Raw genomic sequence first — 25,446 nt, 5'->3', positions numbered from 1 at the left:
TTTTTATTTTCGATACTTTTTAAGGTTAGCTGTTAAGTCGGTAGTGATATAAATAAATTGATTGGCAGGTACATTGGTAAAAGTACTTACTGTGTTTGTTTTATCAGGCCATACAATTTTGATCGTGTCAGCTTGTGAGGCCTGTCCTAAACCAAAGTGCAGGGTGGAAGGGGTGCCACTTAGAAAGCTTCCGCCCGCTTGAACTTCCTGTAATTGAGTTGTTTCGCCAACAGTAACGTACACTTTAGCGCCTAGTGCGCGCGTATTTTTTGTTGTATCGCGCAAGCTAATAGAAAGGTAACTGTCTTTACTTTCATCATTATGTCGATTTTTATAGAGCAAAGGAGCCTGTTGATGATTACTAATTACAATATCGATATCGCCATCCCGATCATAGTCGACACACGCAACGCCTCGGCCAGAGAGTTGATCGCTAATGCCCCAAAGTTTACTTTGTTCTGTAAAGGTGCCATCTTGATTTGAAATGAATAAGCGGCTGTGTGTTTTTTCAAACTCAGCCATAGCGAGTTTTAGTTTTTGATAAGCGCGAGGGTTAGCAAAGCGTTTGCTTAACTGTTTGGGCAGATCAAAACCATTAACATGAAATAGGTCTAGCCAGCCATCGTTGTTAAAATCGGCAAAGCATGCTCCCCAAGCCCATAACCCTTTGTCTACACCCGCTTGTTCAGTGATATCTATAAACTGATTATTTTGGTTACTGTATAGACGATTACCTATCACTCCCCAGCTACCTTCAGGGTGACCATTTGGATCCCAAATACTGCTTACAAACCAGTCTAATGAGCCATTGTTATCAAAATCAGCTATGGCTGCGCCCATTCCATTTTGATCATGAATCGTGTGTTCATGCGTCACTTTTTCAAACCGCCCATTTTGCAGGTTTTTATAGACTTGGCTGGTTTCAAAGTCCGCAGTAAATAATAAATCTAGCCAACCGTCATTATTAAAATCCGAAAAATTAGAGGTAAAAGTAAAGTCGGTACTTCCTATCAAATCAAGCAAACCAGCTGTCTCATCTTGCGCTTGAAATGTCAGCGCATTTGTTTGGCTTGTGTTTTCCCATAAGTGATTAGGAAGCTGGCCACCAAGGCCTGGCCCACGCCAATGGTTGGTTAGCATATCGATATCCCCATCTTTATCATAGTCGGCAAAAGCGAAAGACCAGCTAGTAAGCTGGGTATTCAAACCAATATCATGACTCACTATAAAGCTTTGTTGCTGCTCATTAAGATAGAGAGTAGGGCTTTGATGGTGGGGGTGTTTGTTCACTTGACTGTTAACGGAAGGTAGGTGAGGATGAAGTAAGTTTGAGGTGAAAATATCTAAATCACCATCGCCATCAATGTCCACCATCGCTGCACCATTGGATAGCTCCTTTTGGGTAATACCCCAAGAGCGACTAATATCTGAAAAATGCCCATTACGCTGATTTTGATATAGTTTATCAGGGGCGCCGTCACCTGTAGGGAAAAAGATGTCAGGCCAGCAGTCACCATCTATGTCACCCATAGCAACGCCGCCACTAAAAAGTAGCCGTTGCGCTGATGATAGAGTGTAGTTTTGCCAAGTTATATGGTGTTGATGACTTATGCCAACATCCAGTGATACTTCATCAAAACGTTTTGCAGCATTCGTGTTTTGAGGTGCGATTGAAGCACGGGACTTACAGCCAAATTCCATATCACTTAATAATAACGCCGGCTTAATATTCGCTTTGTCGAATGACATTTGCGGCAAATTACTTTCTGTGTGAGATATTCTGCTTATTGGCTTAGGCGGCGCTGTAAAGCGTTTAAAGCGTGCGTTTAAACGGTGTATATCTGGTGCTTTATCCGTTTCCGTGGGCACCCATTGAGACATACACTCTCGACTATTGATGCAAGGGTCGGTGAGGCTATTTAAAAAGGCAATTAAATCAGATAGCTGAGCGTCAGATAAGGTAATGCCTGATGCCAGTAAGCTGACTCCTTTTTGTTGTTCATTTTGTAATTGCTCTAGTGCACGGTGAGAATTGAGTTTGCTATTTGGTAACAAGCTCGCGACATAACTTAGTTGTGGATTGTCAGCAAAGCTGTAATCAAAATTCTGCAACGACTTGGCAGGATCAAGGTGGTGCTTAATAATCGACTCTAAATTTATAAATGCACCAGAGTGAGTGTAGGGTGCTGTTACTGCAACATTTAACAGAGATGGCGTTCTAAATTTATAGCGATCGTCGTCTTTTTGTGTAACTCCTCGTCGACCGTAGTCTTCCCCATTAGGCTGTTTGCCGCGACCTACCTGTACCGCAGCAATGTTGTGAAATTTCTCGTCAGAAAAAATAGGGGGCGTGTGACATTCTATACAGCCAGCACCACCTTGTTTAGCTGACTTCAAGAATAACTGTGCCCCCCGTTTTTGGCTGGGAGTCATTGCATCACTCTCTCCGTTAAGGTAATTAAACCACGGAGTGTTAATTAATAGTTGGGTTGATTGGTAGTAAGAAATTGCGGTTGTAATATTCGCAAAGGTAAAAAGCTGCTCTGGTGCGGCATGTAAATCATTAAAGGCATTGCGAAATAGCTTAAGCCATTGTTGGTTTTTATCGTGTTGCTGTAAGCGTTTTGTTAGTTTGTGTCGGGTGTCTTCATTGGTGCTGGCAGCTGCGAATGTATAGCCTCGCATTTCATCACTTGAAACAACAGGAAAACGAGCTTGTGTTGCGAGTAAGTTTTTTCCTGCTAACTGATCTCCTTGCCATAAATTACTGTCAGGGGTGCGGTGAGGTAGAGGGGTATCCGCTATGCGAATATCATTTTCAAGTACAAAAATACGGCCATCATAAAACATGGCTTCTTTGTACAAAGAAGCATTAATAATTGTTTGTGAATGCCTTGCTACATTCGGAGCACCATCTGCTTTTGGATCTGCTGAGCGTTGCCAGTCATGCCAGCGGCCAGGGCCAATTATATCCTCATCATAGGGGGCTTCACCTATGGGTAGGCTAAGGCTGTCACCGCCAGCTAGATATGGGTGGTGACAGCTTGCACAGGCTACATCTTGATTGCCACTTAACGCTTTGCTAAAAAATAACTCCATTCCTAGTGTAAACATGGGTGTATTCAAACGAGGAGCGGTTACATCAACTGTTAACTTATAGCTCTCATTTAGGGTGTTTAGCAGTTGCTTAAGTGATTGTTCTTCTTCATTTTCTTTGTTACTTGCCGCTGAGTAATTAAACAAACAGGCTGCTGCTAAAGCGCTTAGAGTGAAAGCAATGTAATAATGTGTGTCTTTCATTGCTTACTCGCTTTGCATCACAAGATCAGTACAGCTATTACTACTAAAAAGTGCATTGTTAGCAAGGCGTATTTTTAGGCTTTTAGGTGTTGCTTGTATGTGATTTATTTTAACTTCGCCTTGATAAATGCTTTTTGTTTCACCTACTTCTACGCCAATATTCCTACAGTTAGGACTGTAATAAGCGCTATAGTGGGGTGTTTGCAACTGTTTGTTTTCAAATACTGTTATTACGCCTGTGCCACATTCAGCCATGGCATAAATATCGTCACCTTCAGAATAAACAAGCGTGCGCTCTTTTTGTTGATCCCTTATCCAATGGATATGTTTATCTGGTGTAAGAATATAAAAGCCTTCTTGGCAGCTCACACCGGTTATAGGTTTAGCCGCACCAAGCACTTTCATCGGCATTAAAATAGTGATAATTAGGGTTGTTAAATTGAGTAAATTTTTTTGAATATTCATGACGCTTCTCCATTATTTGGGTCTTTTGCCAAAACCAATCCAGCTATTAAATGTATTGGTTAGGATAATTTCATCGGCTTCAATTTTTAGCCCAATTGCAGGTAACCCTCGTGTAGCAGGACCTGACACAACCACGCCGCTATCTTTAGGATTAAAAACAGATTGGTGACAAGGGCACATGTAGTTTTTTTCATCAGCCATCCACCCGGTGACAGGGCAACCGGCATGTGTGCAAATTGCTGAATAAGCGATAACACCTTGGTCTGAAAGTTTTTTTGTTGCTGCTGAGAGTAATTCACTGGGTAACTTTTGAAGCAGTATTTGGTTGTAGCGAGAGCCATCTTTAACCACATTATTTTCAACATCGAAAGGAACAACCAGCAGAGGTTTGTCTAATTCTTTTAAATCCGACAGCTTAATAATCTGCCCACGTTTTGATTTTTGAAAGTAAGTGAGTCGATCTCCTGCTTGGGGAGGACGTCTTTCAGGTTTAGTGGTTGCATTTACCCCAGTGCTTAAAGGCAGATTAACTATTGGGATGGCGATAGCGAGATATTTTACAAAATCACGACGAAAATAATTGTCGGGGTGGTTTTGAGCTAAATCGTCATCGTTAGTTTTCTGTGTGCATGGCAAATCGATGATTTTCTTTGAAGATGCATTTTGTGTCATGAGGTACCTTTATTTTATAAAATTAGCGCCTTAGCTAGTAATACGTGAAAGCGAAAAGCATGCGGGCTTTTCGCTTAGTTGGTAAATTAATTGGGTAAAGCGAATACCCAAATCACGCCACCTTCAGGTACATCAGCAATCCACTCGCCTGATTTATCTTTCTCTGCCAGCACGCTGTTTGTCCAATGTGCATCCACACCGTAACCTGCGGTAATGGCAATGTATTGCTTCCCATCGACTTCATAGCTCACTGGTGGGGCAATAGCTGTCGAGTTAAGAGGGAACTCCCACAGCACATCGCCAGTTTGTGAATCAAACGCGCGTAAAATACGATCGTTCGTGCCTGCATTAAATACAATGCCACCAGCAGTGGATAGTACAGAGCCCCAATTCATGGTTTTGCCAAAGTCATGTTGCCAAACTTTTTTACGTGTATTGATATTCCACGCTTGTAGTTGACCAACTCCTTTTTTAGGATTGTCTAGGTAAACATCTAGATCGGGTATGTCGATACCAGCCCAGAACTGTCCTGAAGCAGGTTCAACATCATCTTGAAATTTACCAATAAAAGAATTACAAAGATTGTTGTTGGCAGGAACGTAGATGATGCCTGTTTCGGGGTTATAGGCTTCATATGGCCAGTTTTTCCCGCCCCATAGACTTGGGCAATAATCAACGCGCTTGCCTGTTACGGGCACATGTTTGTAATCATAAGTAGGACGTCCAGTTTCTTTATCTAATGATTTAAATGCGTTATTTTTTACAAACGGTTGTCCTTCGACATAGCTAATTTTCCCCTTATTGCTACGTTCTAGCCAATATAAATAACCATTACGCTGGGGAGAGACTAAGCCTTTAACCGTCTTATTACCTTTTTTGAAATTAACGAGCATAGGCGCATTCATCGCTGCCCAATCCCATGAGTCATTGTGATGATATTGGAAATGACCAACAATTTTGCCACTGTCAGGGTTCATAGCAATGGAGGAGGCAACGTATAAATTGTCCCCTGGGCGTTGATCACCTAACCAAGGTGAACCGTTACCTACTCCCCAATAAAGTACGTCCGCTTCTGGATCATAGTTACCTGGCATCCACATGCTGCCACCACCATACTTCCATGCATCTGGGCGTTTACCTTCTTTTTTCCACGTTTCGTGTCCTGCCTCTCCAGGGCCTGGTACACTGTATGTGCGCCATGCTTGTTTACATGTTTTAGCGTCCATAGCTTCCAAAAAACCACGGACACCATATTCACCGCCAGAGGGACCCACAAGAATCTTGCCCTTTACAGGTGTGGGTGCAGAGGTGATATACGCACCTGTGCTCCAGTCGCCGATTTGTGCTTGGCATACTCGCTCACCGGTTTTTGCATCAAGGGCATTTAACGTGCCATCAAGTCCTGCTACGTAAACCTTATCATCCCACAGAGCGATGCCGCGGCTAGTATTGTGCATAACAGATAAGTCATAAGGGTTATCGTGCGTATAGCGCCAAAAAACTTGCCCTGTTTTAGCGTCTAACGCAATTACATGATTGTAAGGCGTAGAAACAAACATAACGCCATTGTTTACTTGGGCAGGGGCTTCGTGACCAGAATCTAAGTTTGTTGAGTACGTCCATACTGGCTTTAAAGACTTAACATTCTTTTTGTTTATTTGCGTCAGCTTGCTATACATCCATCCTTCATAATTGCCTTTGGGTAGTAGCCAGTCTTTTGGGTCTGCTTCATTCAGCCTTTTTTGCGTAACTGGTTTATAGTTTTTAATTTCTTTTGTGAGCTTAGTTAAACTGGCCGCTGATGCGTGTGTGTTGATCAACATCCCAGTGAATATTAAACAGCAATTTAGGTAAGTCAGATTCAAATTTGTCATTTTTTTCATTGTAACCTCTGAAGGTGTTTTAGTTTGAATGACCTTAGTACCAAATTATATGCCAACAGTTTTTAGTAATTTTAATGTTGGTAACCAATTGATATTTAATCGATATTTTTATTTTGGTTGTTCTTGAGTGTATGTTTCCGTATGAAAAGAGAAACAGGTGTCGCAACATGCATGCAACAATGAGACACCTAAATAAAGAAAAATTTATAACCTGAAGAGAGGATGCTAAGAGTTTGACACTTGTCTCAAAAATAAATCAATGTGAGCGGCTTTTTTAACCGAGAGACATGTTTTTGTATTGCAAAATTATCATGAATCAAAATTAAAATAGGGTAAAAGGCGTATTGTTAGATTAAATTTCTGTGATAGTTTTAGAAACAAAGACTGAGGCTTTTATAGTTCCAGCCTAATGCTGCTACTTAAATTGCCCGACAACAATAGAACGGAGTAGCAAGGTGATGAAACACACTCCACACCCTATGGACGTTAGTAGTGCTCAGTCGTTTATGTCCACAGAATTTCAACTACGTAACATTCAACCATCTAAATATATCGCGCGATCATGGAAGCGAAGTTTGCTCAATTATGGCTTAGACCCTTATGCGTTTAATGAAGTTGAGGTGCTTTCTTCCAGCGAAATGCGATCGCAACTCCAGCTCAGAGAGACCTTTTTAAATACGGGGAAATGCGGCCTTGTTGGTTTAGCTAATCGTATTGCTGATGTAGGTTACTCTGCAATTTTAACTGATGCCACAGGCTTAACCTTAGCAACGAGTTTATCTACTCAAGAGGAAAGTTTGAGTAAGCAATCAGGCCTACTTATTGGTGCAAGGTGGGCTGAAAACCAAGTAGGTACAAATGGTATTGGCACATGTCTTATTGAAAAAGCCCCTTTGATCATTCATAAGGCTGAACATTTTTATGCAAGTCATAAAGAGTTAAGTTGCTCCGTTACACCTATTTTTGATCCCATGGGAGAGTTGCTAGGTTGCTTAAACGCGTCGTGTATTGGCGCTGACCAAAATAAGCACCATCAGCTCATGACACTCAAAATGGTGATGTTATATGGGCGCATGATTGAAAATAGCTATTTGCATACAAGCTATAAAAACCAACTTATATTAAGTATAAAGTCGGCTGAAAGTTTTTTTGATATCACCCAAGAGCAACTCATCGCGATTAATGAGAAAGGTACAATTATTGGTGCAAATCACGCGGCATTTTTTTGTTTTATGTCTCATTTTCAATCGCATCAATCGTTGCTAGGTATTAATGTTGAGCAATTTATTGGTTTGTCTCTTGATAGTTTATTAAGTAAAACAAATGGAGGAAATAATGCGGTTAATGTGCAACTTCCATTGCTGTCAGAAAACGTCGAAATAACCTTAAAGGTGCCAAAAAGTAAGGCATTGCCATTGGCACAAGCAGAGCCAAAAGTGCAGAGTAAAACATTCACTAAACATCCGCCGATTAATGAATTGAATGGTGAAGATGCCTCTATGCAGCAGCTTGTTCGTCGAGCACTTTTGGTCGCTGATAAAGACATACCTATTATGATTACCGGTGAGACAGGAACAGGCAAAGAGGCGTTTGCGCGCGCTATTCATGAATCGAGTCCTCGTGCTGATAAAGCATTTGTGGCGCTAAACTGTGCCGCGATACCTGAAACATTAATAGAAAGTGAGCTGTTTGGTTATCTCGGCGGTAGCTTTACGGGGGCACACAAAAAAGGTATGAAAGGTAAGCTTGAGCAGGCAAATGGCGGCACACTTTTCTTAGATGAAATAGGTGATATGCCGGTACAACTTCAAACTCGGCTATTACGAGTTTTAGCTGAGCGCGAAACTATGCCTCTTGGGGGGATTGAGCCTATCGCATTAGATTTACAAGTGATTTCTGCAACACACCAAGATCTAAAAACACTTATTGAATTAAAAGAGTTTAGAGAGGATTTTTATTATCGTCTTAACGGTATGGTTTTAAAGTTACCAGCACTTCGAGAACGGTCTGATAAATCGTTTATTATTGATAACATACTCGAACGAGAGTGCATGGCGGTGCATGGTTTAAGCATAGCCGATGATGCAAAAAGAGCGCTCGAATCTTATTTTTGGCCTGGCAATATAAGACAACTGATCAGCGTAATTAAGTATGCGGTAGCTGTGTGTGAAGGAGCTGAAATAACCATTAATTGCTTTCCAGATGATTTAATCGAACACTTTTCTTCACTTACAGATCATAAAACGGCGGGCTCTTTTAAAAAGGAAAAAGCCTTAGCTAAATTTACTGCCTGCCATGAAGAGCAGTTACTAATTGAAACGCTTAAAAAACATCGTTGGAATATAACGTCTGTTTCTGAAGAGCTTAATGTGTGCCGTTCTACAGTGTATAGAAAAATGGAAAAGTATAAGATTGTTCAGCCTAATAATGCTTGCTAAAAGTGGTTTTTGTTTGCTGTCGATGTATGTAGCAAAATGTGACAATTGACCTGCGACATTAGTTTGATTTTAAGGAATTAAACTGAATACGCTTCAATGTGTTTAAAGTAAAAAATACTTTAAAATCAATTTGTTGTTTGTTTTTATTTCAATGGCATAGTCTTTGCCATCCCTTATGTTCGAAGTACACTTCATAAGGGAAACATAATAATGAAATTAAATAAAATAGCAGTAGCAACGTCGTTGAGTTTAGCTTGTTTTAGCGCTATGAGTGCAGAAAAGTGGCTAGACCGAATTGAATTGTCTGGTGGCATTATGCAAAGTTGGCAAACTGGGATGGAAGTTGAAGGGGCGGCCGCAGATCCAGGCAATGCTAAAACTGACTCAGGGTTTCATCGCTTACGATTTGGCCTCAATATCAATGCACAAGTCACGGAGCAACTTTCTATTTTTGCTGAGCTTGCTGAAGAGCCAAATGATTGGAATGATGGCAGCGCGAGTATCAGTCAAGATTTAGCGTGGATCCAATACCAGATTAATCAAAATGTAGGTGTGAGGCTTGGTAATGTTGTTTCGACCACACAAAACTTTTTGCGTTATTCCGATGGCGCATCAGTGCAAACTAATCCGTTTGTGGGAAATAGTCTTGTTGATATGATCACTGCCGAAGAAGGTATCTGGTTTTATGGTGTACATGAATTAAATAATGGCAGTACAGTAACTTGGGATGGAACTATTTCAGTACCTGATTTTTTTGCAGATTTTTCAGATAATCGGGGGTACAACCTTGGCTTACGTGGTACTTATAATTTAGCTAATGGCCTATCGTTTGGCGCAGGTGTTTTTTCTACCAATCATGAAATAAGTGCGGTTACAGGCAAATCTGCGGGGTCGTTAATTGCGGTTGGCGACGGTGATAATTATCAGTTTGCCAGCACAGCCCCTAATGCACGAGCTACACATCCTCTCATTGTGCCTGGGGTAGATGCGTTTATATGGCAAGCTGACATTCAATACATGACTGACTCTATTTTACTGCATGCTTTGTATGGTCGAGCCGAGGACGATGTTAGTTGGGCTAATGGGCAGGGTAGTTTTCAGACTAGTTACATTGAGCAAGAGTCAGAAATGCAATTTTGGTCTATTGAGGGTCGATATACTTTTAACAAGCATTTTTATCTAGCCGCTCGCTATGCTGAGTCTGACAACGAAAGTGGCAATATCAACAATAATAATACCGCGACTCGACTCCAAGTTGGAGGAGGCTGGTGGATGAATGATTCCACCTTATTCAAATTAGAGTATGTTAGACAGGAAGAAGAACAATTTTCAGGGGGAGGAACGGCGTTATTTGGGGTTGGCGACGGTACAGAATGGGATGGTGTTATTGTCGAAGCATCAGTTAGCTTTTAAGCTTAAGTGAATGGCTTTAATGATTCCGTATTAGCCGCAACATGTGTTGCGGCTTTATTTTTTGATAAATTAACTTAGATTAGTTCTGCATATACACGACGTGTGTTTGCGTAAATTCATACAAACCGTGTTTGCCATCAGCGCCACCAATTCCTGATTTTCTGGTACCTGCATGGAAGCCTTGTATAGCTTCAAAGTTTTCTCTATTTATATAGGTTTCACCATAATTAAGTAATTCTATGGCACGCATAGCTTGGTTAAGGCTTTGAGTATAGACAGAAGAAGTGAGTCCGTATTCTAGTGAGTTTGCAAGTTCAATGGCTTCTTCTAAACTGCTAACGATTTGAATGGGCAGTACAGGACCAAAAATCTCTTTGCGCATAATTTCCATATCGGCATGGCAGTTAACCAACACAGTGGGTTGGTAATGGTAGCCACTGTCGGTGTCGGCTACCTTTGCGCCAGTTGCCACTTTTGCACCCTCTGCAATAGCTTGTTCAACCATACTGGCTACTTTATTTAAGCAAGATTTATTAACCAGCGGGCCCATTTCGATATCAGGGTCTAGTTGTGGGTCGCCATAACGTGTTGATGCCATTGCATCGGATATTTTTCTAATAAACTCATCAGCAACCTTCGCGTGTACATAAACAAGCTCGGCGCAATTACATACTTGTCCTGTGTTAGTTATACGTGATGCTTTGATGGCACTTACAGCAAGATCTATATTGGCATCATCAAGAACAATTGCGGGGGCTTTCCCCCCAAGCTCTAAGTTTACTTTAGTGATATTTTTTGCTGCGGCAGACATAATAACAGAGCCCGTTTCTACACTCCCTGTAAAGCTAATCATGTTTATATCTTCACTAGAGGAAAGAGCTTGGCCAACATTTCGCCCTGATCCGCATACCACATTAAACACACCTTGAGGTAAACCAACTTCATCGAGGAGCTGGGTGAATTCAAAGCAGTTATTGGGGGTTTCTTCACTCGGTTTGATGACAATGGTATTCCCAGTAATTAAAGCGGGTGCCATCTTCCTTACAATGAGAAAAAAGGGGAAATTCCAAGGTAAGATACCGGCAACAACACCTAGCGGCTTTCTGAATAGAAAAATATTTTCTCCTTTTCTATCACTGGTAATTATCTCGCCTTCGATATGTCTAGCCCAACTAGCCATATAATCGAGGTAGTCGGCAGTGAAGTTGACTTCTACCCTCGCTAGGCTCAATACTTTACCCTGTTCTTGGGTTATCACAAGCGCGAGCCGATCAATGTTTTGCCGTATTTTTTCAGCAATTTTATGAAGGTATTGCGCACGCTCAATTGCGGGTCTACTTGCCCACGCTGGTTGTGCTTGTTTTGCTGCATTGATGGCTTGTTCTACTTCAACCTTGTCTGCGCTGGGAACTTTAGATAATACGTCTCCGTTAGCAGGGTTCATTACTTCAATATAGTTGGCTGAATGCTGCACAAACTGGCCATTGATATAATTTTGATATACTGGAATATTAGACATAGGTGATTCTCTTAAATTAGATAAAAAAGCTTCTGACACATGGATTTAGCTAAAACGGTTGTGTCGTGCAAAGGGCATTCAGCAATCTGCGCACCATGTTTAATTATTTTGTGTTAGTAACTTCAACTATATGATTTTTAGAGTTTTTTATAATAGCCTAGTGAGGACTTCACCGATTCACAAAGATACACCTTGCAGCAGGTGTAGCACTGCACATGTAGCATTTGTTTCACATTACCTTTGGAAAAATACACAAGGAGTGCAGCCCTAAATTTGTGCCTCAGATGCTAAAGCTACTTTCGTGCCCAAATTCCCTTTAATAAAATAATTCCATGCATTATTGACTATCCTAGGTATAATGCGCGCACTTCGGCAATTCAGCTGATTTTTTGAATTTGAGAGACACTATGAGTTTTGATGGCTTAGGATTATCACAGTCTTTAGTTGATGCGGTTTTAGAAAAAGGTTATGAAACACCTACGCCTATTCAAACACAGGCAATTCCTGCAATTATTGCTGGCCGTGATGTTATGGCAGCAGCGCAAACAGGAACGGGTAAAACAGCAGGTTTTACATTGCCACTCATTGAGTTATTAACAAAGGGTAAAAAAGCAGGTGCAAACCGTGCGCGTGCACTTGTTCTGGCTCCAACACGAGAGCTTGCTTTACAAGTGAGCGAAAACGTCGAGCAGTACGCTAAGCATTCAAATGTAAGCTCATTTGTTGTTTACGGCGGTGTTAAAATTAATCCGCAAATGATGCGTTTACGCAAAGGCGTTGATATTCTTGTCGCCACTCCAGGTCGCTTGTTGGATTTACATAACCAAAATGCGATTAAATTTGATGATTTAGAAGTGCTTATCCTCGACGAAGCAGACCGTATGCTCGATATGGGGTTTATTCATGATATTAAGCGCATCATTGCTAAATTACCTGTAGAGCGTCAAAACCTGATGTTTTCTGCGACCTTCTCAGATGAAATCCGTGCGCTGGCAAAGGGTTTAATTAACGATCCGGTAGAAATTTCAGTTGCAGCAAAAAATACCACTGCAAAAACAGTGACGCAATCAGTTTATGCTGTTGATAAATCAAGAAAAACAGCTTTGCTAAGCCACTTAATTCGCGCCAATGATTGGCAACAGGTGTTGGTGTTTAGTCGTACGAAACACGGCGCTAATCGTTTGGTTAAGCAACTTGAGCGCGATGATATCAGTGGTGCAGCTATACATGGTAATAAGTCCCAAGGGGCGCGTGTTAAAGCACTTGAAGGTTTCAAAAGTGGTGATGTAAGAGTATTAGTTGCCACTGATATCGTGGCACGAGGCTTAGATATTGTTGAGCTACCTCATGTAGTTAACTACGACTTACCAAATGTATATGAAGATTATGTTCATCGTATTGGTCGAACGGGTAGAGCTGGCGCGTCGGGACATGCAATTTCATTTGTAACCGCTGATGATGCAGATGACCTTTATGGTATTGAACGTTTTATTGGGCAATTAATTCCGCGTGCTACAGAGTCGGGTTTTGAGCCAACTAAGCCTGTTGCAGAAAGACCACTTGATACACGACCAATAAAGCCTAAAAAACCAAAGAAACCAAAAAAGCCGAAAAGCCCAGATCAAGAGCAAACACAAAAGCCAAAACCTAAAACGGCAAAGCGGCCACAGCAAAATAAAGGGCAACAAGGCACAAATAAACCAGCAGGTGGAAAGTCATTTGCGGCTAAAACTCAAAGTAAAAAACCTTTTAACAAGCGAACACGCGTGTCAGGCACTGCACATTCTCGTAAAAAGTCGACTGGCGAATAATATGACGATGAACCTTGAAGTGAACTTCAACTCACTTCAAGGTATTAATTCAAGGTATTAAAAGGGTTATTAAATTACTTTAATCACTGCATTTTTATCTAATCGTGATTTTGGTAATGCCGCGTTGTAATCTTGTTCAGGTTCATGGTAGCCGATAGCAAGGGCTACTTCACAAACATACCCGTCTAACTCATCAGCGAATAACTCACTCAATAGCTCTTTATCAACACCTTCCATCGGCGTTGAATCAATACCTAAACGGGCCACAGTGTGCATAGTATTACCCAAAGCAATGTAAGTTTGTGACTTTGTCCACGCAGCATTATTACCTTGTTCATCGGTGTTTAAATCGACAAAGGCAAACGCCCCAAAGGCTTGCTCTTTATTGTCTGCTTTAGTACGGCCGTTAGCGATATCAGCATCAATGACTTTTTCATAATCTTCACGTTTATAGCTTGGATTATAGGCAAATAAAATGGTGTGTGATGCCGCTTTAGCATGCACCTGATTAAATTGAAACTTATTAGCAAAACTATCGTGAAGGCGTTGCTTTGCTTGCTCAGACTCAATGACAACAAATTTCCAAGGTTGAGAATTTATTGATGAAGGCGATAAACGTAACGCTTCTAAAATAATGTTTAAATCTTCTTGGCTAACGTGTTTTGATGCATCGTAGCGTTTACTTGTATAACGGCGTTGTAAGTCAGAAATAATAGGGTGTGTCATGTAATTGCTCCCGCATGTATAACATTAGATGCAGTGTACGCTTTGCATACTTTACGATAAAGCGCATAATCAAATAAACATTATCAAAAAATTTTAGTTAATATGCAGGTTGAAGATCTCAAATTAGTCCTCAAGGTGGCGGAGTTTCGTAGTATAACCCGAGCTTCGGCTAAGTTAGATATGCGCGCTGCGACGGCGAGTGCTGCAATAAAGCGAGTAGAGGCAGCCCTTGGCGCAGAGCTTTTTGTTCGTACCACTCGTCACTTAAGATTATCAGCCGCGGGAGAGCGTTTTTTACCGCAATGCCAACAAGCATTGGCGACACTTGAGCAGGCAACACTTGCGCTAAAAGGCGAGCATGATGAAATAGAAGGAGAACTAAGGGTTGCACTTTCTTCTGATTTGGGACGCAATATTATTATCCCTTGGTTAGATGAGCTTTTGGATGAGTATCCCAAACTCAGCATGCGACCGCACATCAGTGATAGTAATGTCGATTTTTATCGTGACTCCGTTGATTTTGCGCTTAGGTATGGCTCACCATCAGACTCAAATCTATATGGGTTTAAAATATGTAATGTGCCAAGGCTGTTATGTGCAACACCAGAGTATATTGCTGAATATGGCGCGCCGATACATCCCGATGAATTAAATCTGCATCAAGGCCTATTTTATCAACTGCAAGATATCATCAATAATGTCTGGGAATTTACCAACGGAACCGAGCGTTTTAAGGTGAAAATGCAAGGCCGCCGTGCGTCTAATGATGGTGACCTAGTAAGGCGTTGGTGCGTGGCCGGTAAAGGCCTTGCTGTGAAATCATGCATAGATATCAGTGATGATTTATTAACAGGGCGGGTCGTACCTATTATGCAAAATTACCCGCACCTTTGTGCAGAGCTTTGGTTAATTTGCCCAAGCAGGCAATCAATCACACCTGCTGTTCGTTTAGTGAGAGATATATGTCGAGAAAAAACGAAGGCGATTCTCAATCAACTGATTGAAAAAGGCATTTTAGATAAGCAGGTACTCGATAACTAATTATTTTAAGTATAGAATAACTGGGCTTATTTGTCTTTATGATTAAGCAACATTCTCAGGGCGGGGTGAAATTCCCCACCGGCGGTATACTTAACGATGTTAAGTGAGCCCGCGAGCGCTTTAACCTTTGGTTGAAGGTCAGCAGATCTGGTGAGAGGCCAGAGCCGACGGTGATAGTCCGGATGAAAGAGAATATAGTTAATCTATAAAACAGTAATTGGCTGCCCTCGGGTGGTCTTTTTTGCTGTGCCTTTCAATGTCCTGAATCTTTTCATATTTAATTTAATAGGTATTAAAAATGATGATTCAGTCTTCTTTACTAAGCCAGTTCGGCGAACCACTTGAACGCGTTGAACGTGCTATTGCTGCATTGCAGCAAGGTGAGGGCGTGCTTGTGGTAGATGACGAAAACCGTGAAAATGAAGGTGATTTTGTGTATTCAGCACAGCACCTAACAACCGAGCAAATGGCTATGATGATCCGTGAAGGCAGCGGTATTGTGTGTCTTTGCATGGGCGATGAGCGTGTCAAACAGCTCGACTTACCGCAAATGGTTGAGCATAACACCAGTCAGAACAAAACTGCGTATACTGTCACTATTGAAGCCAAAACGGGCGTGACAACAGGCGTGTCAGCGGCTGATCGTGTCACCACAATTAAAGCAGCCACAGCAGAAAAAGCAAAACCAGAAGATTTATCTCGTCCAGGCCATGTGTTTGGTTTACGTGCGCAAACAGGCGGGGTGCTTGTTCGTAGAGGTCATACCGAGGCGTCAGTCGATTTAATGCAGCTAGCGGGTTTAGCGCCTTTTGGAGTTATTTGTGAGTTAACAAACCCAGATGGCTCAATGGCTCGCTTACCAGAGGTAAGCACGTTTGCCATTGAGCACGCTATGCCTGTCGTCTCGATTGAAGACTTGGTAGCCTATATCGAGCTTAATCAAAAACAGGCGTGCTAAAATTAAAAGAAGCCACTTACGGTGGCTTCGTCTCTATTGAAGTTGCTTAATAGCGTTTTTTGCACTTTCACTTTCAGGATCTAACTCAAGGGCTCTTTTATAACTGATGAGCGCTTTTTGCTTTTCCCCAACAGCTAAATAGGCTTCACCTAGGCTGTCATGGGTATTGGCAGAGTCGGGATAATGCTGACTATTGAGTTCAAATACTGCCACCGCTGCATTTAATTTATTCATTTGCATTAATTCATAGCCAAAGTAATTAATCGTTCGCTCACGAGGCGTTTTATGATGAGTGACGAGCTCTGCATATTTTTCTTTTAGTGCAGCAATACCGCCATCCTTAAGTGCTTTGTATAGTATGCTATCAGCATGCTCAGTAGCCGCTTCATAAGGCTTTTCGTAATAAATATTGAGAAGCCCATTAGTCATGGGGGTTAATGGTGCACCACCTGTGTTATTTAAAATAACGATTAGGAGTTTATCTTCAATAACTCGGCTAATAAACGCATTAAAGCCATTAATACCACCGCCATGCTGTATTTGAGTCAACGCTTTACCATATTGATCTTTATCTAACTTTTTAACCTCCCAGCCGAGTGCATAATCTCGTTGGTTAGATACTTGGTACATTTGCTTTTTATATTCAGCATTCAACAGTTGGTTAGAGTAAAGAGCTTGATCCCATTTTACTAAATCACGTGCGGTTGAGTACATTGCACCTGCAGCATAAGGAATGGACATATCTAGATAGTCAGTGTTGCTATAACCTGCTAAGTCATTAGCATAACCCGATGCACGATATTTTATAATTTTACTGTGTGAATCGTAGCCTGTATTAGCCATATTGAGTGGTGTTAGAATATTTTCCTGCAAGACATCTTGGTAGCGTTTCCCTGTTATTTTTTCGATGACTGCCCCTAAAATAAAATAGCCTGAGTTGCTATAGCGAAATTGGGTGCCAGGCTCAAACACTAAATCATCACTACATAACAGACGAATAAACTGATCAACACTATATGGGTTTCTGCTGTATTTTTCGCCAAAGTCTTTTGTTTGTGTGTAATTACCAAGACCTGATGTATGGTTAAGTATTTGACGGATAGTTATTTTCTTAGCGGAATCTTGCCTATAATCGGGTAGGTAGGTTGCTAATGGTTCGTCAAGCTTGAGTTTGCCTTGTTGAGCTAGTTGTAGAATTAGCATCGCTGTGAATTGTTTTGTAATTGAGCCAATCCTAAACTTACTGTTTTTGCTATGTTTTATATCCCATTCGAAGTTGGCATAACCATAACTTTTTTCAAAAAGTATTTTGCCTTCTTTAGCAACTAAGACGTTACCATTAAACTGTTTATAATTATGAAACTCTTGAATAAAGTCAGCCATTTGCTGTGCTTTTTCTTTACTAAAAGCAAGGTTTGCAAAGAGTAATACAGATACCAGCATTAATGGCTTTAAATAGTTCTCTAATGTTTTCATTTTTTTCCCTTGTTGTGATTATTGTTCTATTTTATTTTTTAGGTTTAACTCCTTGTTTTTCATCTATTGAAAGTGTTTTTTACTATACGATTGATTAACTTTTATACCGTACCTGAGTTTTGGTGTTATGTCGCATTTATTTCTCTTTATATGACAAAACGCTTGGCAAGAAACTTACCAAGCGTTTTAGGTTGGGATGAGAAAGGTTAGTGACTGCTTGTATGTAACTCAGCTTCAGGTGCAGCCTTTTTACCTTTTAACTTGCTAATTAAGCGCTTAAAGTCTTCCAGCGCCACGTACTGACATGGAATTAAGATAAGTGTGATCACCGTGGCGAACAACACACCAAAAGCGAGTGAAACCGCCATAGGGATGACAATTTTCGCTTGTAAGCTTGTTTCCATTATAATCGGTAAGACACCGATAAATGTGGTAATTGAAGTAAGTAGTATTGCTCTAAAACGACGAGCACCTGCTTGCATGACAGCTTCTTTTATCGCAACTCCTTCGGCGCGCGCTTTATTAACAAAATCAACCATAACCAGCGAGTCATTCACCACCACACCAGCAACAGCGATGATACCGAATACCGATAGGCTACTCATGGTCATGCCTAAAATCATGTGACCGAACATGGCACCTATCACACCAAAAGGGATCACCGACATAATAATGAACGGCTGTGAATATGAACGCAGTGGAATGGCTAACAATGCAAAGATAATCAGCATTGATAAAGCAAAATCACGTATTTGCTCTGCAACGCTGTCCATTTCTTCTTGAATGCGACCGGCTACGTTACTTTCAACTCCAGGGTAGCTTTTCAGTAGGCTAGGTAAGTATTCATCGCGGATTTCTTTCGCAATGGCAAATGGTTCTGCTTGGTCTGTGTTAACTGCGGCCCATACGTTTACAGTACGTTTGGCGTTTTCACGACGAATACGGTTTACACCATCAACAATATTTACTTTTGCGACTTCTGCAAGAGGAACTTCTACACCGGTTGGTGTAATGATCCGTGCATCTGTGATGTCACTTACCGCGTTACGAGATTCACGAGGGTAGCGGATCATCACTTTAATCTCTTCACCGTCACGTAAAATACGTTGTGCTTCAAGACCGTAGTAGCTAAAGCTGACTTGTGATGCAACGTCTGATAATGTTAAACCAAGACTGTAAGCTAGCGGTTTAAGCTCAAGTTGTACTTCATCGGTTGCTGATTGCAGTGAGTCATTAACATCACCGACACCTTGCATACCATTAAGCTTTTCTTTTAGTTTAGCGGCCACTTCTTTTAACTTGTTGATATCTTTACCTTCTAAGCGGAAGCTAACATCGCCATCATCACGACCGCCATTCATGATACTGTCTTCAATGTTTAATGTTTTCACGCCAGGCAGAGGCGGCATTTGCTCACGCCACATTGCACTTAATTGGAAGGTATCAATAGGGCGTAAGTCCGGTTCAACTAAAATAGCCATAATGCGTGCACTTGTACGACCGCGCAAACTAACTGATAAGTCGCGGATCATCGCTTGACCATATTGCTCTTCAAGTTGCTTATCGACATCTAAAATTAGTTTTTCAATAGTTTGAGCTGTCTCAAGAGTTGCTTGTTCAGAAGATGACAAGTTCATTTCTATAGAAATTCGTGGAAAATCATGTGGGATCTTAGGGTTCGCCACAAATTTTACTAATCCACCTGCAAACATACCGCCGCTGACAATCAATACACATATAAAGCCTACGATCACGGTATAACGGTAGTGTATGCAGTGACCAATAAATGGTGTGTAGTAATTATCAATAAAACTTTTTAAACCATTATCCATACCTAAACGTAATCGATGTAACGGGTTTTTAGGATTCGCTGGTTTATTTTTCATTGCTGCTAAGTGAGCAGGTAAAATCAGTTTTGACTCAATCAAAGAGAAGATTAAGCACAGGATAATCACACCACCAATGGCTTTAGAGAAGGCAGACCCTGGGCCTGATGCGAGTGTTTGTGGTAAGAAGGCTGCAATTGTGGTTAGCACACCAAAGGTGGCAGGAATGGCAACGCGTTTAACGCCACGTACTACGTTATCAAGGCTGTGGCCGTGTTTTTCAATTTCAGCACTGGCCGATTCACCGACTACAATGGCATCATCAACCACAATTCCCAACACCAGTATGAATGCAAATAAAGAGGCTAAGTTGATGGTGATATCTAAAAAGCCCAAAGGCATCATTAAAAATGCACCAAGGAATGAAACAGGCAGACCCATCATGACCCAAAATGCTAAGCGTAATGGTAAGAATAGGGCAAGTACTACCATAACTAAAATACCACCCCAAACCATGTTGTCGATCATCATGTTCAGACGACCTTCAAGGTAGTAAGTTAAATCAACAATAGGCGATAGTCTTACACCAGCAGGTAATTGTGGGGCTTTATCTGCAAGGTATTTTTTAAGAACAGCGGCAACTTTGGTTATATCTTGATCTTTGGAAGCATTTATTTCGAATGCTAGTGAGTTTTTGCCATTGTACTTAGAATATTGTAAGCCTTCTTCAAAGCCATCATTAATCGTTGCCACGTCGCCTAGTAATACTTGCGCGCCATCTGGTAGGTGTAATAAAGGCAGGTTTTCGAACTCTTTACCACGATACGCTTGGTTTTCAACTCGCATCGAAATATAACCATTTTCAGAGCGAATTTGACCTGCGGACATATTCGCTGAGAAACTACGCACTGCGGTTGCGATATCACGGAAAGTTAAACCATATTCGCGTAGTTTATCAGGGCTAATTTCAATGCCAATTTCGTAGTTTAAACCACTATAAAAGTTGACTAAGTTGATTTGCGGTAAAGCTTGTAGCTCGTCTTTTATATCATTGCCTAGCTCTTTGAGTTGGTAGTTGCTCATATCGCCATACAGCGCAAGGATCATAACCTCTTGCTCAAACTTGTCGCGGCGAACAATTGGGCGTTCCATCTCGGCAGGGAAGGTGTTTATTGAATCCACCTGCATCTTGATTTCATCAAGCACTTCTTGCGGGTCGTATTTTTCTTCTATTTCGACCCATGCTTGTGAAAAGCCACGATTTGAATAAGTGATTAAACGCTTTATGCCTTCGAGCCCTTCTAAAGACTCCTCGACCTTAATGGTAATACCTTCTTCAACCTCTTGTGGCGCAGCACCTGGGTAAATTGCTTGAATGCTGATCCAATTACTTTCGAATTGTGGAAACATTTGTTTTCGAACTGACATCGCAGTAAGCAAGCCGCCCACTAAGATGAAAATCATCAGCAGGTTTGCCGCAACAGGGTTACGAGCAAACCACGCTATCAGGCCTTTTTCTCTGTGTGTGGTCATGGCCTTATTCCTCTTTAAGTGCTAATTGTGTTGTCGGTACACTCAATTCAGCGTTATCGAGTTTTACAGCCATGCCTTCTGTGGGGTACTCAAGTGCAGAGGTAATTAACTTTTCACCATTAGCCAAGCCATTATCGGCGATCACCATGCCATTTTGCTCACGCACGATATTCAGCGTTTTGAATGTCAGTGTTTCGCCATCTTGTAGTACAGCGACTTTTTTATCTTTAACTAAGTGGTGCGGTACGACAATCGCGTTATCGAGGGCACGGCCTTCAATCGTCGCATTAATATAAGAGCCAAAGCGTAAAGGTTGCTTTTGCTCATAAGGCGTTGCGACTTGAGCAACTAAGTAGTTCATACGGCTACGTTGGTCAACAACACCTTCGCTGCGAACAATAGTTGCTTGCCATGTTGTTTGTTTACCTGCAAATTCAGCACTGATTGACACATTTGCACCAATGCCTTGGTTGTTTAGATATTGCAAGTCTTTATCAGCAACTGGAAGACGAACCTCTGCTATAGAGGTTGAGCTTAAGCTACCAAAGCTACTGCCAGGGTTTACCACACTGCCTAAGCTAATTAATCGCTCGTCGATAATGGCATCATAAGGTGCTTTAATGTAAGTGCGCTCTAAATTACGTTTTGCACGTTTTACACTCGCTTGTGCAGCGCGGTAGCTTGCTAATTTTTCAGCAAGCTGAGGTTTGCGTAAATATAACTTTGACGGAATAACTTGGTTTGAGTCACCTTTGATGCGATCCCATTCAGCTTGCGCTACAGATACCTGCGCACGTTCAATTTCAAGGGCCGAACTTGCTTGAGCAAGGCCGGCTTCTGCTTCGATTAGTGCTGCTTCGTAATCATTTGGATCAATACGTGCTAGAATGTCGCCTTGCTTAACAAATCCACCTTGTACAAATTGCTCAGACAGTGACACAACTTGGCCACTGACTTGTGCGACTAACTCCGTGTGGTTTTTTGGCTTCACAATTCCATGTGATTTTACATCGAGCGTAATAGCATCAAAGTTCAATGGTTTTATTGATACAAGCGGACGGTTGTCTTGTTCTGGTTTTTCGACCGGCGCTTGCTTCATCGAAGCAAACGCAAAAGCCATTCCTAGGCCACCGACTAATACGGCGATAGGAAGAATGATTTGTTTTTTACTAGCCACGGGATAGTCCCTCACGGTTGACGGTAATTAAAATAAACTTGATAGGCTAAGCATACGCAATAAAGTGTTTACAAGGCGTTTGAAGATGTAACAAAGCATTGCACATATTACAAAGACGCTACAAAGGTTCTATAAGGGGTACTCAATGACAGATAAAATGACGTGTAGATTAGGCTGTGGCGCCTGTTGTGTTGCACCCAGTATTAGCTCACCGATCCCAGGAATGCCTAACGGGAAAGAAGCGGGAGAGCGCTGTATTCAGCTTGATGATAACAACCTATGTAAATTATTTGGTGATGCCTCAAGGCCAAAGGTATGTAGTGACTTTTCTGCCACCATTGATGTGTGTGGCACGACTAACGAACAAGCATTGTATTTAATTACTGAACTTGAGCAGATGACTTAGTTTTGCTTAAAATTTTATAAAATCGCTGTCTAATTAAAAAGTTGTGCTTTAATAGATAACAATTCTATTTGCATGAAAGAACCTCTAGATGCCAGCGTTAGAAATTATACTATTAGTTATCTTTCTTATATTCCCCGTTATAGATTTAGTATTAGAAAAATATAAATCGAATAATAAAAAGTTTGAATATTGTAAAACATCAGCAGTACTGTGGTGCCTGACAGGGTTGGTAATTTTCTTTTATTATCAAGGTGAACTATCAGTAACCCATCCATTTATCTTGCCGAACACTCTATGGAAGACTGTATTTGCTGGCACTCTTATTCTTTTATTTATTATCTATATGATTTATGTGATGTACACAATTGTGCAAAGTGAAAAGATAAGGAACGACATTGCAACTTCTTTAGAGCATAGCGGCGACTCTCTTAATGATTTAATGCCGGAGTCTCGTTCAGAGCTTTTTATGTTCACCTTTATTGTTTCAGTGACAGCGGGCGTATGTGAAGAACTTATTTTCCGTTGGTATTTACTAAGCGTTATTGAATTACACAGCAATTGGGTTATAGCAGTTATTGGCAGCAGCATGGTTTTTGGATTATGGCATTTTTACCTAGGCTGGAAGCATGTAATTAAAACTGCATTAATAGGTTTAGTGCTTTGTGGTTTATATCTTTATTTTGAAAGTATTTTCTTCGTTATTTTGATTCATATATTGATGGATGTGTATTCAGGGCTAGTTGCTTACTTTGCAAGGAGAGAGTTGCCAAGGAATGCTGATTAAACAACAATGCCAATCAAATTGACTGGCATTGTTGTTTTTGATTACCAAGTATAGGTAGCACTAAGAGTATATTGCTCGCCGCGCCCTGGGGTACCTGGGACTTCTTCAAAAGATTCATCCCAAATGTTGTCAGCAGCAAAAGTAACAAATACATTTTCAAACTGAGCAGGAGTAAACTTTAGCGTTAATTGAGTAAAGAAGGCTTCATCGTCAGAGTTACGTAAGCGGTTACTATGTTGCTTACGCCATTCGTTATCGATACGCAGCTCAAGTACATCCATAGGCTGCCATATAGCGCCAAGTGTTACACGGTGGTCAGGGTAGTTAAGTGCATAAAAGCTGGCATCAATATCAGCCGTGCCATAGTCTTCGGACTTTTCTAAATAGGTGTAGCTGGCAATTAGCTCTGTGTTTTCAAACGATTTATTCGCCAAAAACTCAACGCCTAAGGTGTCTATATCAACTGGGTTTGCAAAACGGGCTGAGGTTGCATCAAAGCGATATGTCCAATCGGTAAGGTTTTTATCTTTACGATAGAAGATAGCTGAATCTAAACGCCAAGATGACTGTTCAATCAATAAACCTAGCTCAAGGTTATCGGTCGTTTCGCGCTCAAGATTGTAGTTACTTCTAAATAATCCGCCCGTTTCACTGCCACCAATTGCGGTGTAACCAGGTACTTGTGTTGCTTCGGCGTATGATGCGTACCAAGTATGTTCACTGCCATTTTGATTAACCACTTTAAGGCTGGCATCGGCAATAAAAGAGGTATCTGAGCTATCACGGTTAGTATCATCAAATGCAGCACCAACACGAACAGTAAGTTCTTTGTTAGATGCAAGGGCAGTCTTGTACTCAGGCAAGATACTTAGTTTCGTGTAATTGCGTGAGGTAAAGTTGTTTTCAAGAGATGTTGATTCAATTGAATCAGCAATAAATTGCCCAGCATAATTAATTGCATAGTGATTATTTAAGCGGTGAAGCCCAGAAAGTGCCAATGATTTAACCGTGGTTTCATGAAATGCTTCAAATATAGCTGGGTTTTCACGAGACAATATGTAATGGTCGTTATGTTTACGATAATAACCTGTTACTTCAAAACTATTGTTCTCACCATACATTTGTTTATGGTTTAGCACCAATAGCTTGGTTTCAAGATCTTCGGTTTCGTTAAAATTAAATGGCGTGTAAAGGTTCGGCCAACCAAAAAATTTCTCTTGGCGTCCGAACATTAAATCAGTTTGTGATGAGTCACTGGCAAGTTGAATGCGCGCTGAGGCACGCTCAAAGTCGTGATCGCCATTATCAATTGAGCCATCACTTTGTGAGTTTGAATACTCACCTTCAAACCCTAACCGCCAATCCGGCATAGTTTCAAGCTTTTGGCTGTGGGCAGCATGAATGCTTAATAAGTTAAAGTCATTTGTGCCAGTGCCAAGTGAAACACTCCCAGTGCTTGTAATAGGGCGCCAGCCAAATGAAACTGTACCAACAGAGCTGTTCATGCCATACAGTGCGTTATCAGCACCTGTTAAAATGGCAGGGCCGGTAAGCATTTGTGGCGCAACAGGAATTTCAGCGAAGTAGTGACCCGATTGTGGGTCGAATAAGGTACTACTGCCAACACGAAAGCCGGTATTTTCGAAAATACCACCACGAATGGTTACATCAGCTTGTGCTTCAGCCATGTTGCGCGATTGCAAATCTACACGGGGGTCATATTCTAAATTTGAGATAGGCGCATCAAAAGTGCCGACAGGTTCCTTATTTGCGGTTGCTGAGACTTCAACGGTGATTTGTTCAATATTGTTTGCGTCTTCTGCTAGCACTGAGCAAGTGACGAATAAAGCGGGAAGTGTAAGCTGTACTGCGCGTACCATCTAAAACTCTCTTGAATGTATTTGATTTACCTAGGGCAGTGAACACTATAGGCGCTCACTGCAAAATTGCGGCTATTGTATCTGAATCACTCAGTTATACCACTCCAACCAGATTTCAATAGGTAATAAAAAGCCATG

General features: G+C 41.3%; 17 protein-coding genes and 1 riboswitch. Of the genes, 7 read left to right on the top strand and 10 right to left on the bottom strand.

Features of this window, described 5'->3' with window-relative positions; all coding sequences use genetic code 11:
* Positions 1 to 3: 3 nt before the first annotated feature.
* The 4 genes from PAARA_RS12620 to PAARA_RS12605 form a co-directional block, all read right to left on the bottom strand.
* Positions 4 to 3,300 (bottom strand): FG-GAP-like repeat-containing protein, encoded by a 3,297-nt coding sequence (locus tag PAARA_RS12620; protein WP_062569365.1) that lies wholly within the window; start codon positions 3,298 to 3,300, stop codon positions 4 to 6.
* 3 nt (positions 3,301 to 3,303) lie between these two features.
* On the bottom strand, positions 3,304 to 3,765 hold the full coding sequence (locus tag PAARA_RS12615) for a hypothetical protein (RefSeq protein ID WP_062569364.1): 462 nt from the start codon (positions 3,763 to 3,765) through the stop codon (positions 3,304 to 3,306).
* Positions 3,766 to 3,777: 12 nt separating this feature from the next.
* Positions 3,778 to 4,437, bottom strand: coding sequence for a QcrA and Rieske domain-containing protein (locus tag PAARA_RS12610; protein WP_062569363.1), 660 nt, complete (start codon positions 4,435 to 4,437; stop codon positions 3,778 to 3,780).
* Positions 4,438 to 4,523: 86 nt separating this feature from the next.
* Positions 4,524 to 6,311 carry a PQQ-dependent dehydrogenase, methanol/ethanol family gene (locus PAARA_RS12605; RefSeq protein WP_083515314.1) on the bottom strand — a complete coding sequence of 596 codons (1,788 nt, stop codon included), beginning with the start codon at positions 6,309 to 6,311 and terminating at the stop codon, positions 4,524 to 4,526.
* A 467-nt stretch (positions 6,312 to 6,778) separates the two neighbouring features.
* Here PAARA_RS12605 and PAARA_RS12600 point away from each other — a divergent pair, with 467 nt between their 5' ends.
* Both PAARA_RS12600 and PAARA_RS12595 read left to right on the top strand, forming a co-directional pair.
* Entirely contained in the window at positions 6,779 to 8,758 is a 1,980-nt protein-coding gene (locus tag PAARA_RS12600) for a sigma-54-dependent Fis family transcriptional regulator (RefSeq protein ID WP_062569362.1), read from the top strand.
* A 210-nt stretch (positions 8,759 to 8,968) separates the two neighbouring features.
* Positions 8,969 to 10,171, top strand: a complete 1,203-nt coding sequence (locus tag PAARA_RS12595; protein WP_062569361.1) for a hypothetical protein — start codon at positions 8,969 to 8,971, stop codon at positions 10,169 to 10,171.
* 79 nt (positions 10,172 to 10,250) lie between these two features.
* On the opposite strand, the gene aldA is transcribed toward PAARA_RS12595, so the two are convergent.
* A complete protein-coding gene (aldA, locus tag PAARA_RS12590) occupies positions 10,251 to 11,690 on the bottom strand; it encodes an aldehyde dehydrogenase (RefSeq protein ID WP_062569360.1) in 1,440 nt (479 codons plus the stop codon).
* 407 nt (positions 11,691 to 12,097) lie between these two features.
* Here aldA and PAARA_RS12585 point away from each other — a divergent pair, with 407 nt between their 5' ends.
* Positions 12,098 to 13,501, top strand: a complete 1,404-nt coding sequence (locus PAARA_RS12585) for a DEAD/DEAH box helicase (RefSeq protein WP_062569359.1) — start codon at positions 12,098 to 12,100, stop codon at positions 13,499 to 13,501.
* Positions 13,502 to 13,570: 69 nt separating this feature from the next.
* Here the strand turns inward: PAARA_RS12585 and PAARA_RS12580 are convergent, their stop codons facing one another.
* Positions 13,571 to 14,227 carry a nitroreductase family protein gene (locus PAARA_RS12580; RefSeq protein ID WP_062569358.1) on the bottom strand — a complete coding sequence of 219 codons (657 nt, stop codon included), beginning with the start codon at positions 14,225 to 14,227 and terminating at the stop codon, positions 13,571 to 13,573.
* A 102-nt stretch (positions 14,228 to 14,329) separates the two neighbouring features.
* Between PAARA_RS12580 and PAARA_RS12575 the strand changes: the two genes are divergently transcribed.
* Both PAARA_RS12575 and ribB read left to right on the top strand, forming a co-directional pair.
* Positions 14,330 to 15,268, top strand: coding sequence for a LysR family transcriptional regulator (locus PAARA_RS12575; protein WP_062569357.1), 939 nt, complete (start codon positions 14,330 to 14,332; stop codon positions 15,266 to 15,268).
* 47 nt (positions 15,269 to 15,315) lie between these two features.
* Positions 15,316 to 15,466, top strand: a riboswitch (FMN riboswitch).
* Positions 15,467 to 15,572: 106 nt separating this feature from the next.
* Positions 15,573 to 16,226: a 3,4-dihydroxy-2-butanone-4-phosphate synthase gene (ribB, locus tag PAARA_RS12570; protein WP_167346342.1), complete on the top strand. Its 654-nt coding sequence runs from the start codon at positions 15,573 to 15,575 to the stop codon at positions 16,224 to 16,226.
* Between the two features lie 33 nt (positions 16,227 to 16,259).
* Here the strand turns inward: ribB and PAARA_RS12565 are convergent, their stop codons facing one another.
* The 3 genes from PAARA_RS12565 to PAARA_RS12555 all read right to left on the bottom strand — a co-directional run bounded on the left by PAARA_RS12565 (position 16,260) and on the right by PAARA_RS12555 (position 22,238).
* Entirely contained in the window at positions 16,260 to 17,702 is a 1,443-nt protein-coding gene (locus tag PAARA_RS12565; protein ID WP_062569356.1) for a serine hydrolase domain-containing protein, read from the bottom strand.
* A 206-nt stretch (positions 17,703 to 17,908) separates the two neighbouring features.
* Positions 17,909 to 21,061 carry an efflux RND transporter permease subunit gene (locus PAARA_RS12560; protein WP_062569355.1) on the bottom strand — a complete coding sequence of 1,051 codons (3,153 nt, stop codon included), beginning with the start codon at positions 21,059 to 21,061 and terminating at the stop codon, positions 17,909 to 17,911.
* Between the two features lie 4 nt (positions 21,062 to 21,065).
* Positions 21,066 to 22,238, bottom strand: a complete 1,173-nt coding sequence (locus PAARA_RS12555; RefSeq protein ID WP_062569354.1) for an efflux RND transporter periplasmic adaptor subunit — start codon at positions 22,236 to 22,238, stop codon at positions 21,066 to 21,068.
* 157 nt (positions 22,239 to 22,395) lie between these two features.
* On the opposite strand from PAARA_RS12555, the gene PAARA_RS12550 reads away from it, so the two are divergent.
* Together PAARA_RS12550 and PAARA_RS12545 are read left to right on the top strand one after the other, a co-directional pair.
* Positions 22,396 to 22,644: a YkgJ family cysteine cluster protein gene (locus PAARA_RS12550; RefSeq protein WP_062569415.1), complete on the top strand. Its 249-nt coding sequence runs from the start codon at positions 22,396 to 22,398 to the stop codon at positions 22,642 to 22,644.
* Between the two features lie 88 nt (positions 22,645 to 22,732).
* Positions 22,733 to 23,428 (top strand): CPBP family intramembrane glutamic endopeptidase, encoded by a 696-nt coding sequence (locus tag PAARA_RS12545; RefSeq protein WP_062569353.1) that lies wholly within the window; start codon positions 22,733 to 22,735, stop codon positions 23,426 to 23,428.
* A 41-nt stretch (positions 23,429 to 23,469) separates the two neighbouring features.
* On the opposite strand, the gene PAARA_RS12540 is transcribed toward PAARA_RS12545, so the two are convergent.
* The gene (locus tag PAARA_RS12540; protein ID WP_062569352.1) at positions 23,470 to 25,308 is read right to left on the bottom strand and encodes a TonB-dependent receptor plug domain-containing protein; all 1,839 of its coding nucleotides are present in this window, start codon (positions 25,306 to 25,308) and stop codon (positions 23,470 to 23,472) included.
* Between the last annotated feature and the right edge of the window lie 138 nt (positions 25,309 to 25,446).

The sequence above is a fragment of the Pseudoalteromonas arabiensis genome, from assembly GCF_001550155.1.
Lineage (GTDB): Bacteria > Pseudomonadota > Gammaproteobacteria > Enterobacterales > Alteromonadaceae > Pseudoalteromonas > Pseudoalteromonas arabiensis.
The sequence above is the reverse complement of the archived record's forward strand: the minus strand, read 5'-3'. Positions and strand labels throughout refer to the sequence as shown.

Coding starts and splice junctions, on each gene's coding strand:
- PAARA_RS12620 (WP_062569365.1), bottom strand. CDS start 3,300: ATGAAAGACACACATTATTACATTGCTTTCACTCTAAGCGCTTTAGCA.
- PAARA_RS12615 (WP_062569364.1), bottom strand. CDS start 3,765: ATGAATATTCAAAAAAATTTACTCAATTTAACAACCCTAATTATCACT.
- PAARA_RS12610 (WP_062569363.1), bottom strand. CDS start 4,437: ATGACACAAAATGCATCTTCAAAGAAAATCATCGATTTGCCATGCACA.
- PAARA_RS12605 (WP_083515314.1), bottom strand. CDS start 6,311: ATGACAAATTTGAATCTGACTTACCTAAATTGCTGTTTAATATTCACT.
- PAARA_RS12600 (WP_062569362.1), top strand. CDS start 6,779: ATGAAACACACTCCACACCCTATGGACGTTAGTAGTGCTCAGTCGTTT.
- PAARA_RS12595 (WP_062569361.1), top strand. CDS start 8,969: ATGAAATTAAATAAAATAGCAGTAGCAACGTCGTTGAGTTTAGCTTGT.
- aldA (WP_062569360.1), bottom strand. CDS start 11,690: ATGTCTAATATTCCAGTATATCAAAATTATATCAATGGCCAGTTTGTG.
- PAARA_RS12585 (WP_062569359.1), top strand. CDS start 12,098: ATGAGTTTTGATGGCTTAGGATTATCACAGTCTTTAGTTGATGCGGTT.
- PAARA_RS12580 (WP_062569358.1), bottom strand. CDS start 14,227: ATGACACACCCTATTATTTCTGACTTACAACGCCGTTATACAAGTAAA.
- PAARA_RS12575 (WP_062569357.1), top strand. CDS start 14,330: ATGCAGGTTGAAGATCTCAAATTAGTCCTCAAGGTGGCGGAGTTTCGT.
- PAARA_RS12565 (WP_062569356.1), bottom strand. CDS start 17,702: ATGAAAACATTAGAGAACTATTTAAAGCCATTAATGCTGGTATCTGTA.
- PAARA_RS12560 (WP_062569355.1), bottom strand. CDS start 21,061: ATGACCACACACAGAGAAAAAGGCCTGATAGCGTGGTTTGCTCGTAAC.
- PAARA_RS12550 (WP_062569415.1), top strand. CDS start 22,396: ATGACGTGTAGATTAGGCTGTGGCGCCTGTTGTGTTGCACCCAGTATT.
- PAARA_RS12545 (WP_062569353.1), top strand. CDS start 22,733: ATGCCAGCGTTAGAAATTATACTATTAGTTATCTTTCTTATATTCCCC.
- PAARA_RS12540 (WP_062569352.1), bottom strand. CDS start 25,308: ATGGTACGCGCAGTACAGCTTACACTTCCCGCTTTATTCGTCACTTGC.